Here is a 13,714-nt window from a genome sequence, read left to right on the forward strand (position 1 = left end):
TTATTTTCAGTTACTTGTGGCCGCGCTCGTTATCTTTAGCGGGCATACATTCAGCGGCTATAATTTATCCGACCGTTGCGATTTGCTTATGCATCGCCGGCGGCATTGCACAGGGTCGCATGGTGTCGGGGTTGACGCACGCGATGCGAATTAGACCTTCACAGAGCAATTCGTTCCCCCGATAAATACGTTGCTTAAACCGGACATTGGTACGCGCCAGCTTATCAACCTCAGTGGTAACCGTCAGCAAATCATCCAACCGCGCCGAGCGGCGATAGCTGACCTCGGCATGATGCACCACCAACAAAGTCCCGTCGTCTAAGATCGCGGGCTTATCATAACCGTACTGGCGCAAAAATTCTGTACGACTACGCTCCATAAACTTGAGGTAATTAACGTAATAGACAATTCCTCCCGCATCGGTGTCTTCAATATAAACCCGAACTGGGATCGCAAAAGGCTCGCTTGTACCACAGACACCTACCAACTCACTCACGATTGCTCACTTAGCCGAGCCGGCACATCAATACCAAAGTGCTCATAGGCAAGCGCGGTTAACACTCGCCCACGCGGGGTGCGCGAGACAAAACCTTGCTGTATTAAGTAGGGCTCAATCACATCCTCTATTGTGCCACGCTCTTCGCTAATCGCCGCGGCGAGTGCATCAACCCCCACCGGGCCACCAAGAAAGTTATCCATCATCGCCAGCAACAACCGTCGGTCCATATTATCAAATCCACGGGCATCCACTTTAAGCATATTAAGCGCTTGATCGGCCACCTGCTCAGTCACATGACCATCGGCTTTTATTTCAGCGTAATCTCGCACCCGGCGCAACAAACGGTTGGCAATTCGCGGCGTACCGCGAGCGCGTTTGGCCACTTCGTGCGCACCCTGGGGTTCGGTCGGCATGCCCAACAAATTTGCCGAGCGCGCGACAATATGAGTTAAATCGGCAATATTGTAAAACTCTAAACGCTGCACAATACCAAACCGATCGCGTAGCGGCGAAGTCAATAAACCCGCCCGAGTAGTTGCCCCAACTAAAGTAAAGGGCGGCAATTCGAGCTTGATAGAGCGCGCTGCAGGCCCCTCCCCGATCACAATATCAAGCTGAAAATCCTCCATTGCCGGATACAGGATTTCCTCTACCACCGGGCTTAAACGATGAATTTCATCGATAAACAAAACATCGCCCGGCTCTAAATTTGTCATTAACGCCGCTAAATCACCGGCTTTTTCCAGTACTGGGCCCGAGGTACTTTTAAGCGATACCCCCATTTCTTGGGCAATAATATTAGCCAGTGTCGTTTTGCCTAAACCGGGCGGGCCAAAGATTAGGGTGTGATCGAGAGATTCGTCGCGTTTTTTAGCCGCCGCGATAAAAATCTCCATCTGCTCACGCACCGCGGGCTGACCCACGTACTCGGCCAATGACTTAGGTCGAATAGCGCGATCGAGCTGCTCCTCACGAGGAGTGTGTTCGGGCGCGATAAGGCGATCGGTTTCTATCATCCTTTATACCTAGCTTGCGATACGCTTGAGGGCGAGCCGAATAAGCTCTTGCGCATCGGCGGAATCTTTGTGCCGCACCGCTGCGGCAATCATCTTGGTCGCCTCGGTGGGTTTGTAGCCTAAACTAATCAAGGCGCTCTCGGCCTCATCGCGCTCATCACGCTTAACCGCACCAACAGCAACGGAATCACTCAACAGGTCGTTCTCAGTGCCCGGAGCGGCAACAAGCTTATCGCGCAGCTCGATAATTAAGCGTTCGGCGGTTTTTTTGCCAACACCAGGCACTTTAACCAAGGCTGTTACATTGTCATTGTGGACACAGGCAGACAATTGAGCCGCATCCATACCCGACAAAATAGCCACGGCCATTTTTGGACCCACGCCATTCACTTTAATTAGGGTGCGAAATAAATCTCGATCGGAGCGTTTGGCAAAGCCAAACAACTGGTGCGCGGTGTCGCTAACAGCCAAATGGGTGTAAACGGTCGCGGGATGATCCACCTCAGGTAGCGCATAAAAGGTCGTCATGGGGGCCTGCATTTCGTAGCCAACGCCCTGCACATCCAACAATAAAAAAGGTGGCTGTTTTTCTAACAGCACACCGCTGAGTCGTCCGATCATGGTTACCTTAATTTCAACATTTTATAAGTCGCTTTAGGGCGTCTTTATACCACACGGCCGCGCCGAAAGCTGCGGGCGGTGGCGAGCTTTATGAGGTGTTGCTGTGAATTTATATGACACAGGGCAATAGCCAGCGCATCGGCGGCGTCCTCTTGCGGGCTGGCCGGCAACTTGAGCAAGACTTTTACCATATGTTGTACTTGCAACTTATCGGCCGCACCGGTGCCGGTTATCGCTTGCTTAACTTTGCGCGCCTCATACTCATGCACCGGTATATTCTGATTAACCGCCGCCACAATAGCCGCGCCGCGAGCTTGGCCAAGCTTGAGTGCCGAGCCGGCATTTTTGGCCATAAACACTTGTTCGATAGCAAACTGCTCGGGAATATACCGCTCGATCAGCTCACTAACGCCATCAAAAATAACCTTTAAACGCTCAGGCAAGCTGACATCGGGCACCCGAATAACACCACTGGTGATATATTCACAGCGCCCACCAATGGTATTGATCAGGCCAAAGCCGGTTTTACGTGAGCCCGGATCGATGCCCATAATTATTGCCATGCTATATGCACCCCGTCGTGCGCCTTATCTGCGTTTTAGTGTCACACGGGCGCAATTTAAGCGCAAGATAACTAGCCGTTTAGCTTGCTGAGCACATCATCACTAATGTCCGCATTGCTGTACACATTTTGCACGTCATCCAGATCTTCCAACATATCCACCAAAGCCATAATCTTCTCCGCCCCTGCAACATCCAGATCAACGGTGGTAGCGGGCTTCATGGTGATTTGCGAATCTTCCGGCACAAAGCCTGCCGCACTCAGGGCTTCCTTAACCGTAAAGTAGTCTTCAAAGGCTGTTTCAACCTCTTTACTACCATCACTGTGCACTACAACATCCTCGGCACCAGCTTCTAGCGCGGCCTCAAGTAATGGCTCCTCTGGCACCTCGGCGGGGTAGCTCAGCAGACCAATTTTGTTAAATAGATATGCCACCGAGCCATCGGTACCTAAGTTGCCGCCGCGTTTAGAAAAAGCGTGCCGCACCTCGGCCACCGTGCGGTTTTTATTGTCCGTCATACATTCCAGCAATACCGCTACGCCGCCCACTCCGTAGCCTTCGTAGGTACACTCTTCAAAATTGTCGCCGTCGGCATTGCCAGCGCCGCGGGCGATAGCTTTATCGATCGTGTCTTTTTTCATGTTGGCGCCCAAGGCTTTATCCATTGCGGCGCGTAAACGAGGGTTGTCATTGGGGTTGTCGCCGCCTTTAGCCGCGACTGACAACTCGCGAATAATTTTGGTAAATACCTTACCCCGCTTAGCATCTTGCGCCGCCTTACGGTGTTTAATGTTTGCCCACTTACTGTGGCCAGCCATACTCAACTCCCCCACTTTTACAGAATTAAAACGTAAAATGGCCGGGCAAGCCCGACCATTTCTTGGGCTATTAGCAGCCCTTAGTTACTCACCTGATCTTACTCGGCAAGTTTTTCTTTTTGTTCTTTTTGTTCTTTTTGACGCAAACGAATATGCAGCTCTTTTAGCTGCTTCGCGTCAACCGCCCCCGGAGCATCAGTCATAACACAGGCCGCACTCTGAGTTTTAGGAAAGGCGATAACGTCGCGAATCGATGCGGCGCCAATCATCAACATAATTAAACGGTCCAGACCAAATGCCAAACCACCGTGCGGTGGCGCACCGTATTTTAGCGCATCCAGTAAGAAACCAAATTTTTCACGTTGCTCTTCGGCGCTAATACCCAGAATTTCAAATACGGTTTGCTGCATTTGCTGATTGTGAATACGTACAGAACCACCACCAAGCTCAGTACCATTAAGTACCATGTCATAGGCGCGCGACAAAGCGGTAGCCGGATTCGCCTTCAGCTCTTCGGGCGAACAAGACGGTGCCGTAAACGGGTGATGCAACGCTTGCATCGAGCCATCGCTGGCCTCTTCAAACATTGGGAAATCAACGACCCACAAAGGCGCCCACTCGCAGGTGTAAAGATCAAGGTCTTCACCCAGTTTGCAGCGCAACGCACCCAGCGCTTCGGTAACAACGCCGGCTTTATCGGCACCAAAGAAAATCAAGTCACCGTTTTCGGCCTCTAAACGCTCAAGGATGGCACTGCGCACATCGTTGGGTAAGAACTTAACAATGGGCGACTGTAAACCGTTTTCTAAATCGGTTTTATCATTCACCTTAATGTAAGCCAAACCTTTAGCACCATAAATACCAACAAACTTGGTGTAATCGTCGATTTGCTTACGGGTTAACTTGTCGTTGCCGCCGGGCACTTTAAGGGCGGTGACGCGACCTTTAGGATCTTTGGCCGGACCCGAGAAGACTTTAAAGTCTACTTCGGCCATTAAGTCTTTAACATCGACCAGCTCCAAAGGAATACGCATATCGGGTTTATCCGAACCGTATTTGGCAATGGCCGTGGCGTAATCCATGCGAGGAAATTCGCCTAGATCAACGCTCATCAGCTCACCAAAGAGCTTTTTAATCATACGCTCGGTGATCGCCATGATGCCTTCCTCGCCCATAAACGAGGTTTCGATATCAATTTGAGTAAATTCTGGCTGGCGATCTGCGCGCAAGTCTTCATCGCGGAAACATTTGGCGATTTGATAGTAACGATCGAAACCCGACACCATCAACAACTGCTTAAACAGCTGGGGCGATTGCGGTAACGCAAAGAATTTGTTCTCGTGGGTGCGCGATGGCACCAGATAATCTCGGGCACCTTCGGGGGTGGCGCGAGTCAAAATCGGGGTTTCGATATCCAAAAAGCCGTTTTCATCTAGATAGTTGCGAATCGCAATGGTCACCTTAGAGCGAAACTGCAGGCTTTTTTGCATCTCGTTACGACGCAAGTCCAAATAGCGAAATTTTAACCGTACATCTTCACCAACACTCGAGTGCTCAGATAGCGGGAAAGGCGTGGTTTCGGCTTCGTTAAGAATCTCAAGCGCGGTGCCGTACACCTCGATCTCACCGGTGGCCATGTTCGAGTTAACGGTAGCGCCATCGCGCGCGCGTACCTTACCGGTAACCTGCAGCACGTATTCACCGCGCACTTTATCGGCCAGTTCGAAATTCTCTTTGGTGTCCGGATCAAAAACCACCTGAACGATACCGTCGCGGTCACGCAAGTCGATAAAGATAACACCACCGTGGTCGCGGCGACGATCGACCCAGCCACACAAGGTTACTTCTTGGTCGATAAATGAGGCATTTAAAGCGCCACAGTATTCACTGCGCATAATCTGTTTCCCGTTTATTTCTGTTGGTAGGGCTGATGCCCGCAATTAACTGGCCGGAGTCGCGGGCGCAGACGTGCTGGCCACTTTGCTGTCGCCACCTTTGGCGGCATCTCCGACGAGATTCTTTTTCTTACCCGATTTAAAATCTGTCTCGTACCAGCCGCCACCTTTAAGGCGAAAACCTGCGGCTGAGATCTTCTTAATCAACTCGCTCTGCTGGCATTCTGGGCAATCAACCAGTGGCGCGTCACTCATTTTCTGTAGGGCTTCTAGCTCGTGGCCACAGCCCTGACAACGATATTCATAGATAGGCATATAGATTCTCCACAATTAGGCGTACAAAGCTTAAACCTACCAAAAACGCACAGAAGATACCTCTGTGCGTCAAAAAGCGCGCAATTATACCTCAGAGGCTGGCAAGGAGAAACCGCACAGGCTTAGGTATGGCGAGATATTAAGCGTTTAACGCGATACTCGGCTATTAGGTCGGGCTAGCTTAGGAGAAACATCGATATTACGAATACCTTAGCACTGACAATGATTGCCCCGCTGGCAGTTTAAATCCTTTTGCGTCGCCGCTATTGATCATTTAGCTCGACTCCGACAGTCGCGCCCTCATACACCAGCGGGTAAAACGTCAAACCCGCAGCACAGTCTGTCGAGTTGAGCGCCCGTCCAGTTTGCAGAGAAAACTCGATTCCGTGGCTAGGACAGCGTAAACCTATGCCGGTTAATGTGGCGCGCGTTAATGGAGCTTGCCGATGAGGACACTCATTAGCGATTAAATACAGTCGCCCGAGCTCTTGCAGTAGCAATAAATCTTTACCCGCCAAACGCACAGGGCGCATAAAGCCATCTGCGATTTCGTGTAACTTTGCCAATTCCACATACGCCATGATACGACTACACCTCTTAACTCTTACCGCCACCCCTAGGCTTCACTATGCACTAAGTCACGAATGAAGAAAAGTCGCTAAAATTGCTACGACACCGCGCCAATAGCAGGCTACAATCGGGCCTCTGCGCGCCTTGCGCCACGGCCAACGACACACTCTCTTACCTAAGAAATACCCGATAGAGCGCCCTCATGACCAGTTCCAGCACGCAAACATACCTCACAAAGCTCAAGGCTCTCTCAGACCAACTGGTAGAGCTACAAAAGCCTATACGCATACTCGACGCTATTAAATGGCCCGTTGAGACACAAGAGCGCTTTTTTACCGCAGGCGCTAAGTGCTTACCTGATATGGGACGGAGCTATTACGAACAGAGCCCGCTGGCCTTTGATCAACATAAGCTCACCGACGCCTTTATTGAGTTGGAGCGAGATGTGGTTCGGCAGCTCGGCAACCAAGACGCACTCGGACGTATCTTACGCGACACTATTGATCAGTACCGACTGGTACTGGAGATGCTCGGCGCACGCGGCACGGCTCGGTTTGGCGAGCTAAGCCGACAACTTTACGGTTCACCTAGCGACTGTATTGCCGGCGACAACAAAACCCTGCTAGAGATTGGCCAAGAGTTATGCCAAGTATTTTCGCTACCCGCAGCCAGCCAACTCACGCAGTTGAGTACCCGCCAACAAGATGCCCATGAAGCCACCGCTTATTTAAGCAAACGGATGGACGAGTACTTTGGTGCCGGTACCGTTAATGTCACCTTAAGCGATGACATCGTCTCCGATGCGGCAGCCGGTGGCGATTGCCTAAAAGTTAACCGCCGCTCGACGTTTACCCAGCAAGATCTAAATGTGCTAGAGGTGCACGAGGGCTGGGTTCACATAGGCACGACGCTTAATGGTCGCGCCCAGCCGTGGGCCACTTGGCTAAGTGTCGGTTCACCGCGCATTACCGCCATTCAAGAGGGTATGGCCGTGCTAATGGAGACACTCACCTTCAGCTCGTTTCCCAAGCGCGCGCAACGAGTTAGCGATCGGGTTGTTGCCGTTGACATGGCCGAACGCGGCGCCGATTTTATCGAGTTGTACCGTTTTTTTCGCGACCGAGGTGACAGCGAGCAAGACAGCTACCGCGTTGCCCAGCGGGTGTTTCGTGGCGGCACAGTCACTGGTGGCTCGGTATTCACTAAAGACATCAGCTACGTCAAAGGCTTTGTAGAAAATGTCGGATTTATTCGCAGCGCTATTCTTGCGGGGCAACCGGAGATGATTCCACTACTGTACCTCGGCAAGCTGGCACTGGATGACATTCCAGCGTTGCAAGAGCACCTGCAGCTTGGACATATTGTGGCGCCACGCTTTTTGCCGCCTATGTTTAAAAACTTAAATGGCTTGTATGTTTGGTTTGGCTTTTCAAGTAGTATTGCCGGCCTTGATAACGTGCGAGTAAGAAAGCATTTTTCACGTCTTTTTAGCGACCCCAAAAATCGCCATTAAAGCGTACGTTTAAATAAATTAATGATTTTAAACAGGCACAACCATGTCCCGCTTTTTTGATGTCACCCTCTGCGGAACAGAGATATTTTTTGACAACTATACCGAGCAAGCGATTATCGGATTTTTAATCGCTCGTCGGGTACAGGCCGACTCGCCAGAGGCGGCCGTAAGGCGTGCACGCCACAGCGTCCTTATTGACTGGAACTATACTCATAACGTGAGCCGTAAACTGGGCGTACCCACGCTTAGCACTGTGCAAGTTACGCCTGTTAAAAAATGGTTACAGCGGAGCCCAAGTGAAAACTTTTATTTTTTTGATTCGCAAGAGCGTAAACAAGCGCATTTAAACACCATCAACAACAGCACCCGCCCCTGGTACTTACCTCGCAAAAAGTAAGCTAAGTGCCCCAAACAACACCAGCGTCCTATCGGCTTGACCTTGCTAAACCCCGCCAACCCAACCGGCTAAATCAAGCGCGAAACGCGTGTAAACTTACCCTGCGTTACTCTGTTCGGTAGGCCGCACGCACTTCATCAGCCAAAATAATAATCGCTCGTGCAACAACCTCCATAGGTTGTCCATAACTCAATCGCAAGCATTCGTGCTGATGCCGCCAAGGCTTATTTAACCCAGGAAAAAAGTGATGCCCCGAAATCACCAACACACCACGAGCTTTTAAGCGTTGGTAGAGCTGCTCACTGGTTATTGGCAAACCCTCAAGCCATAACCATAAAAAAATCGCCCCTTCGGGCTTATGAATTCGAAAAGGTAGTCCTTGTAACGCTTGCTCCAGCAGCGTTACCGTTTGCGTGGCGCGCTCATAATAAAACGGGGCAATGGCTTCGCGCCCTAACGCCAATAACTGCTCGCTGGCAATAAGCTGCCGAGCAATCGCCGGCCCCACATTGCCAGCGGCTAGGCTAAGTACTGTATTGGCTCGGGCGAATGATTCAATCAGCGGCTCGCTGGCTATCACCACCGCGGTACGGACGCCGGGCAAACCTAGCTTAGATAAGCTCAACACCAATACCGTATTGTCATTCCAGCTGGGAGTGGCATCGGTAAAAATAATTTCAGGAAAAGGTGTACCGTAAGCACCATCGACAATCAGCGGCACCCCGTGCTTTTGCGCCTCGGCATCTAGCTGCGCCATCTCAGCATCGGTAATTACGTTGCCGGTAGGATTTGTCGGCCGAGAGACACACAGCGCCGCACTGTTAGGGTCGACCTGAAAAGTTTCAAAATCGACGTGGTATTTAAATTGATGCTCGCCAGCTAACTCAATCGCCGGCCGATCGGCACGATAAAAATTTTCCGCCAAACCCAACTCGCTGTAACCTAGATACTCCGGTACCAGCGGCAACTGAATATGGCGCGACACTCCATCGGCACCCTCACCAGCCAACAAATTAAACAAAACAAAAAAAGCCGATTGGCTACCATTGGCAAGCGCTAAATTGCGGCGTGTTAGGCCCCACTGAAACTCCCGATTAAACAGAGCAGCCAACTCGTCTAACAAGGCTGTATCACCGGCGGGGGCTTGATACACCCCAAGCATCGGCTGCGCCTTAAGCGGATCATTGAGCACGTCTTGTAGCGCTTGCTGCAATGCGGCCTCAACCTGCGGAATTCGCGCGGGATTACCGCCGCCCAAAAACAACATATCGGGGTTCTCACGCAGCGCGCTGCCCAGATCCTCCATCAGTGAAAAAATGCCAGAGCCCTGACTTAGAGTGTCACCAAATTTGGATAATCGCATAACATGAGGCTTTTTGTTGTGAAGGTATAACGGCAGGGTCTAAGCTGCGGCCTAGATTTTTGGTGCTTTTACGATTTTTTACGATGTTGGGTCAGCTCAGAGTTTTTGTGTTTAACCCGCTAGCGTTGTCACTCTGCGCGCGAAGCGTATTTAGCCGAACTTTAGTGATTACAGCAAGCCATAGGTTTGCAACGTTTGCTTTAACATCGATGAACTGACCGGCTTTTTAATGAAATCAACGGCGCCCAAGGCTGTTACTCGGTCGCGGGCGGCGGGCTGTATATCGCCCGAGATAACTATAATCAAACACTTAAGCTGCTCGGCAGCCACCGCTTCAAGCACCTCATAGCCATCCAGCTCAGGCATGGTTAGATCCAACAATACTACTTCACCTAGCCCGGCACGAATCGCACTGAGCGCCTCATTGCCATTGGTGGCAAAACTGATCTCGACATCCCAGTTTTCAGGCAAAGCACGAGCGACCTGCTTGCGCGCCATGTTCGAGTCGTCACAAATTAGTAGCGGTGTACTCATTAACAGACCGTCATTATGTCCGGTGGCTAAAAGGACATTATAGCCATGAGAGCGCCTTAAGCGCCAAACATTAAACGCTTTTTAACTTTCACATCAGCAACCAGCTCTACTGGGGTGCCCCGCAGGGGCCTAAAACGCTATAATCGCCGCTGCTGTCACCACTCAACGGATGCTTTTCTATGCTGTCGATCTATCACAACCCGCGGTGCTCGAAATCTCGCCAAACACTGGCACTGCTAGAAGAGCGAGGGCTAACCCCCAAAATCATTAAATACCTCGATACCCCACCTACACCAGCCGAACTAAAAGACGTGCTAAATAAGCTAGGCATTAGTGCTCGCGAGTTACTGCGCAGCAGCGAGGCCGAATACCAAACACTTGGGCTGGCCGATAAAACGCTGCCAGAGGCAGCCCTCATCAACGCTATGAGTGAATACCCGAAGTTGATCGAGCGTCCCATTGTGATCCATGGTGCCCGTGCTCGACTGGGGCGCCCGCCCGAACAAGTATTGGACATTTTAGCCTGAGGCACCTATGAGCAAGCTTCCGTATGTACTGATCTTATATTACAGCCGCCACGGCGCTACAGCCGCCTTGGCTCGAGCGTTGGCCCACGGCGTGGAGCGAAGCGGGAAAATAGAAGCGCGCATCCGTACAGTGCCTCCGGTATCACCCGATTGCGAATCCAGCGTGCCAGCAATACCTGTCGAGGGGGCTATGTATGCCACGAGCGATGATTTGCGCCACTGTCAGGGGCTATTACTCGGTAGCCCAACGCGTTTTGGTAATATGGCGGCCCCCCTTAAACATTTTTTAGATTCCACCAGCGATATTTGGCTGGCCGGTAGCCTTATTAACAAACCCGCAGGCGTTTTTAGCTCAAGCAGTAGTTTGCATGGAGGGCAAGAGTCCACGTTACTGAGTATGATGTTGCCACTGTTGCATCATGGCATGGTGATTAGCGGCATTCCCTACAGTGAAGCGGGACTTAACAATACCGAAACCGGCGGCACCCCTTACGGCGCTACTCATTGGTCCGGCAAGGCTGATTCCGTATTAAGCGAGATCGAAACCGAGCTATGCCACGCCCACGGTCAACGCATTGCACGGCTAGCTCTACAACTGGATAACCTGACATGAAAATACCGCAGTACAGCACTGCCGACATAGCTCCGCTAACCCATCGCCACCGAGTGGCACGGTGGATTACGCTCTGCTGTTTATTTGCATTGCTCGCCCTATTTGGCATCAGCAATATCATCGAACCTCACGGCAGTCTATTTCGCGCTCTAGTGCAAAGCGTACCGCTACTGCTGTTTGTTCCCGGGGTTTGGATCGCTCATCACCGCACCTACAGCTGGTTGTGCTTTGTTATTTTGTTTTATTTTACAGCGTTTGTAGTCGAGGCCATGTCACCGTTTGCCAATTTCAGTGATTACCTAGCCACCGCACTTACAGTGGTGTTATTCCCGGCGGCTATGATGGCCAGCCGCTGGCGGCAGCATTCGCGTCTGGCCGCACATCAAAACCCGGAGCCAAGCGCTAACAACAGCTGCGATCAATAATCAACGTTATGTCAAATTTATCGCACGACACCTAACACCTAGATGCCCAAAAAGGAACACGATGTGACCGACACTAACAACACCCCAAGTAAAGGAGCTATCCGCAAACTATTTAGCGGTATTTGGGGGGCCATTACTTGGCTAAGACGCGCACTTGCCAATGTGATATTCATCATCATTATTGTCGCCATAATTGTAGCTATCAGTCGCCAAAGCGCCGATGTATTACCCAATACTTTCGCACTGCGCCTCGCCCCTTCGGGTGTATTGGTTGATCAACGCCAAGCGATTGATGCATTGGCAACATTAACCGCCGATGAATCGGCCGAACAAGCTGAGACACTGGTAGCCGATGTGGTGCGCGCCATAAACATTGCGAGCAATGATGATCGCGTTACGGACCTAGTGCTTGATTTAAACAATTTACGCGGTGGCGGCATTAGCAAACTTTACGAGATAGGCGCAGCACTAGAGCAATTTAAAAACAGTGGTAAAAGCATTACCGCGTTATCCGATAGTTACAACCAAGATCAATATTTTTTAGCCAGCTACGCCGATCAAGTCTACCTCCACGATATGGGCTATGTGCTGCTGACCGGCTTTGCCAGCTATCACCCATACTTTAAAGATGCGCTCGATAAACTTGCAGTTAACTTACACGTCTTTAAAGTAGGTAAATACAAAGATGCCGTTGAACCTTACACCCGCAACGGAATGTCCGATGCCTCGCGCGAACACAACAGCTTGTGGCTAAACACTTTGTGGCAAGCGTATCGCAGTACTATCGAAGTCAAACGCGCCCTTCCAATCGGCTCTCTCGATGACATTATCAGCCGCTCAGCCGAGCTATTACAAAAAGCCGGTGGCGACTCGGCGCTAATGGCACAAGAGGCAGGCTTAATCGATACCGTGGCCAGTCGTCAGGCAACTCACCAGGCTCTTATCAAACAATTTGGCTACGACAACAACACCGATCAATACCGCCATGTCGACTGGAATCGTTACCTGCAACACAACCAAGAAATACCGTTGCCCGGCACCGATTATGTTGGTCTTATTACAGCCAGCGGTGCTATTAATTCCGGTATACAACCGCCGGGGGCAGTAGGTAGTGAAACCTTAGTACAGTTGCTGCGTCAGGCGCGCGATGATAAAGATATAAAAGCATTGGTCATTCGGGTCGATAGCCCCGGCGGCAGCGCCTTCGCCTCCGAAGTCATTCGGGCAGAGCTCGAAGCCACTCGCAACTCGGGCATTCCAGTCATCATTAGCATGGGCAGCGTAGCGGCCAGCGGCGGCTATTGGATCGCCACCGGTGGCGATGAGATTTGGGCACTACCTACGACCATCACCGGCTCAATTGGGGTTTTTAGTATTATCCCTACGCTCGAACAATCACTGGGTAAATTAGGTATTTATACCGATGGCATTGCCACCAGCGAGTTGGCCGGCAGTATGGATTCAACCCGAGCGCTAAGCCCTCAAGCCGCTACAGCGCTGCAGCTAAACGTCGACAGCATTTACCAACGCTTCTTAAAAACCGTGGCCGATGCCCGTGGCTTAAGTGTCGAACAAGTCAACGAAATCGCTCAAGGCCGAGTTTGGAGCGGCGTGCGCGCACAAGAGCTAGGATTAGTCGATAAGCTTGGCACACTACAGCAAGCATTAAACGCCGCCGCCGAATTTGCCGAGTTAACACAGTGGAAAACCAAAGAGATCACGCCACCGCTAACACCAATGGAGCAGCTATTTATGCAGCTCGCTAATGCCGGTGTTAGCTTACCCGGCGACTGGCAAAGCTCATTAAACAGCCTAGAAACACTCAACACTTTAACCGGCGGACTTGGTACTGACGGCCATAACGCACTAACCGAATTATTAGGTAACGAGGCCGGTCAAGTACAGGCACGCTGTTTAAGCTGCACACTAATTAGCCGTCCTGGCCAATAGCCAGCGCTTTTTGCGCAGATCAACAGCTAATGGGTAAACCTGCTCGACTCGGGCAGGTAAAGCAAGTGTTGGCAGTGCACGTTAAAGAGCCGAGC

The 13,714-nt window shown here is 51.2% G+C and carries 16 protein-coding genes; 6 read left to right on the forward strand and 10 right to left on the reverse strand.

Features of this window, described 5'->3' with window-relative positions:
- Positions 1–64 precede the first annotated feature (64 nt).
- From ybgC to GILYN3_RS06545, 8 genes are all read right to left on the reverse strand, one after another.
- On the reverse strand, positions 65–496 hold the full coding sequence (ybgC, locus tag GILYN3_RS06510; protein WP_232305517.1) for a tol-pal system-associated acyl-CoA thioesterase: 432 nt from the start codon (positions 494–496) through the stop codon (positions 65–67).
- Positions 493–1,515 carry a Holliday junction branch migration DNA helicase RuvB gene (gene ruvB / locus GILYN3_RS06515; protein WP_049722083.1) on the reverse strand — a complete coding sequence of 341 codons (1,023 nt, stop codon included), beginning with the start codon at positions 1,513–1,515 and terminating at the stop codon, positions 493–495. Before ruvB ends, ybgC begins: the two co-directional genes overlap by 4 nt.
- Before the next feature lie 9 nt (positions 1,516–1,524).
- Positions 1,525–2,136 (reverse strand): Holliday junction branch migration protein RuvA, encoded by a 612-nt coding sequence (ruvA, locus tag GILYN3_RS06520; RefSeq protein ID WP_049722084.1) that lies wholly within the window; start codon positions 2,134–2,136, stop codon positions 1,525–1,527.
- A 44-nt stretch (positions 2,137–2,180) separates the two neighbouring features.
- Positions 2,181–2,699, reverse strand: a complete 519-nt coding sequence (ruvC, locus tag GILYN3_RS06525) for a crossover junction endodeoxyribonuclease RuvC (protein WP_049722085.1) — start codon at positions 2,697–2,699, stop codon at positions 2,181–2,183.
- A 71-nt stretch (positions 2,700–2,770) separates the two neighbouring features.
- Complete coding sequence (locus GILYN3_RS06530; protein WP_049722086.1) at positions 2,771–3,517, reverse strand: YebC/PmpR family DNA-binding transcriptional regulator; 747 nt, start codon at positions 3,515–3,517, stop codon at positions 2,771–2,773.
- A 98-nt stretch (positions 3,518–3,615) separates the two neighbouring features.
- Positions 3,616–5,412, reverse strand: coding sequence for an aspartate--tRNA ligase (aspS, locus tag GILYN3_RS06535; RefSeq protein WP_049722087.1), 1,797 nt, complete (start codon positions 5,410–5,412; stop codon positions 3,616–3,618).
- A gap of 45 nt (positions 5,413–5,457) precedes the next feature.
- Positions 5,458–5,727: an FmdB family zinc ribbon protein gene (locus tag GILYN3_RS06540; protein ID WP_049722088.1), complete on the reverse strand. Its 270-nt coding sequence runs from the start codon at positions 5,725–5,727 to the stop codon at positions 5,458–5,460.
- Between the two features lie 263 nt (positions 5,728–5,990).
- Positions 5,991–6,308 (reverse strand): Rieske (2Fe-2S) protein, encoded by a 318-nt coding sequence (locus tag GILYN3_RS06545; RefSeq protein WP_049722089.1) that lies wholly within the window; start codon positions 6,306–6,308, stop codon positions 5,991–5,993.
- A gap of 191 nt (positions 6,309–6,499) precedes the next feature.
- On the opposite strand from GILYN3_RS06545, the gene GILYN3_RS06550 reads away from it, so the two are divergent.
- Together GILYN3_RS06550 and GILYN3_RS06555 are read left to right on the forward strand one after the other, a co-directional pair.
- Positions 6,500–7,810 (forward strand): flavohemoglobin expression-modulating QEGLA motif protein, encoded by a 1,311-nt coding sequence (locus GILYN3_RS06550; protein WP_049722090.1) that lies wholly within the window; start codon positions 6,500–6,502, stop codon positions 7,808–7,810.
- 43 nt (positions 7,811–7,853) lie between these two features.
- Complete coding sequence (locus GILYN3_RS06555; RefSeq protein WP_049722091.1) at positions 7,854–8,207, forward strand: hypothetical protein; 354 nt, start codon at positions 7,854–7,856, stop codon at positions 8,205–8,207.
- Positions 8,208–8,313: 106 nt separating this feature from the next.
- On the opposite strand, the gene GILYN3_RS06560 is transcribed toward GILYN3_RS06555, so the two are convergent.
- Both GILYN3_RS06560 and GILYN3_RS06565 read right to left on the reverse strand, forming a co-directional pair.
- A complete protein-coding gene (locus GILYN3_RS06560) occupies positions 8,314–9,570 on the reverse strand; it encodes a valine--pyruvate transaminase (RefSeq protein WP_049722092.1) in 1,257 nt (418 codons plus the stop codon).
- Between the two features lie 168 nt (positions 9,571–9,738).
- The gene (locus tag GILYN3_RS06565) at positions 9,739–10,104 is read right to left on the reverse strand and encodes a response regulator (protein ID WP_049722093.1); all 366 of its coding nucleotides are present in this window, start codon (positions 10,102–10,104) and stop codon (positions 9,739–9,741) included.
- A 179-nt stretch (positions 10,105–10,283) separates the two neighbouring features.
- Here GILYN3_RS06565 and arsC point away from each other — a divergent pair, with 179 nt between their 5' ends.
- The 4 genes from arsC to sppA all read left to right on the forward strand — a co-directional run bounded on the left by arsC (position 10,284) and on the right by sppA (position 13,619).
- Positions 10,284–10,631 (forward strand): arsenate reductase (glutaredoxin), encoded by a 348-nt coding sequence (gene arsC / locus GILYN3_RS06570; protein WP_049722094.1) that lies wholly within the window; start codon positions 10,284–10,286, stop codon positions 10,629–10,631.
- Between the two features lie 7 nt (positions 10,632–10,638).
- The gene (gene wrbA / locus GILYN3_RS06575) at positions 10,639–11,244 is read left to right on the forward strand and encodes an NAD(P)H:quinone oxidoreductase (protein WP_049722095.1); all 606 of its coding nucleotides are present in this window, start codon (positions 10,639–10,641) and stop codon (positions 11,242–11,244) included.
- Positions 11,241–11,669 (forward strand): DUF2069 domain-containing protein, encoded by a 429-nt coding sequence (locus tag GILYN3_RS06580; protein WP_049722096.1) that lies wholly within the window; start codon positions 11,241–11,243, stop codon positions 11,667–11,669. Before wrbA ends, GILYN3_RS06580 begins: the two co-directional genes overlap by 4 nt.
- 63 nt (positions 11,670–11,732) lie before the next feature.
- Positions 11,733–13,619 (forward strand): signal peptide peptidase SppA, encoded by a 1,887-nt coding sequence (sppA, locus tag GILYN3_RS06585; RefSeq protein WP_049722097.1) that lies wholly within the window; start codon positions 11,733–11,735, stop codon positions 13,617–13,619.
- Positions 13,620–13,714: the final 95 nt, after the last annotated feature.

Source organism: Gilvimarinus polysaccharolyticus (genome assembly GCF_001187555.1).
In the GTDB taxonomy this organism is placed as follows: Bacteria; Pseudomonadota; Gammaproteobacteria; order Pseudomonadales; family Cellvibrionaceae; genus Gilvimarinus; species Gilvimarinus polysaccharolyticus.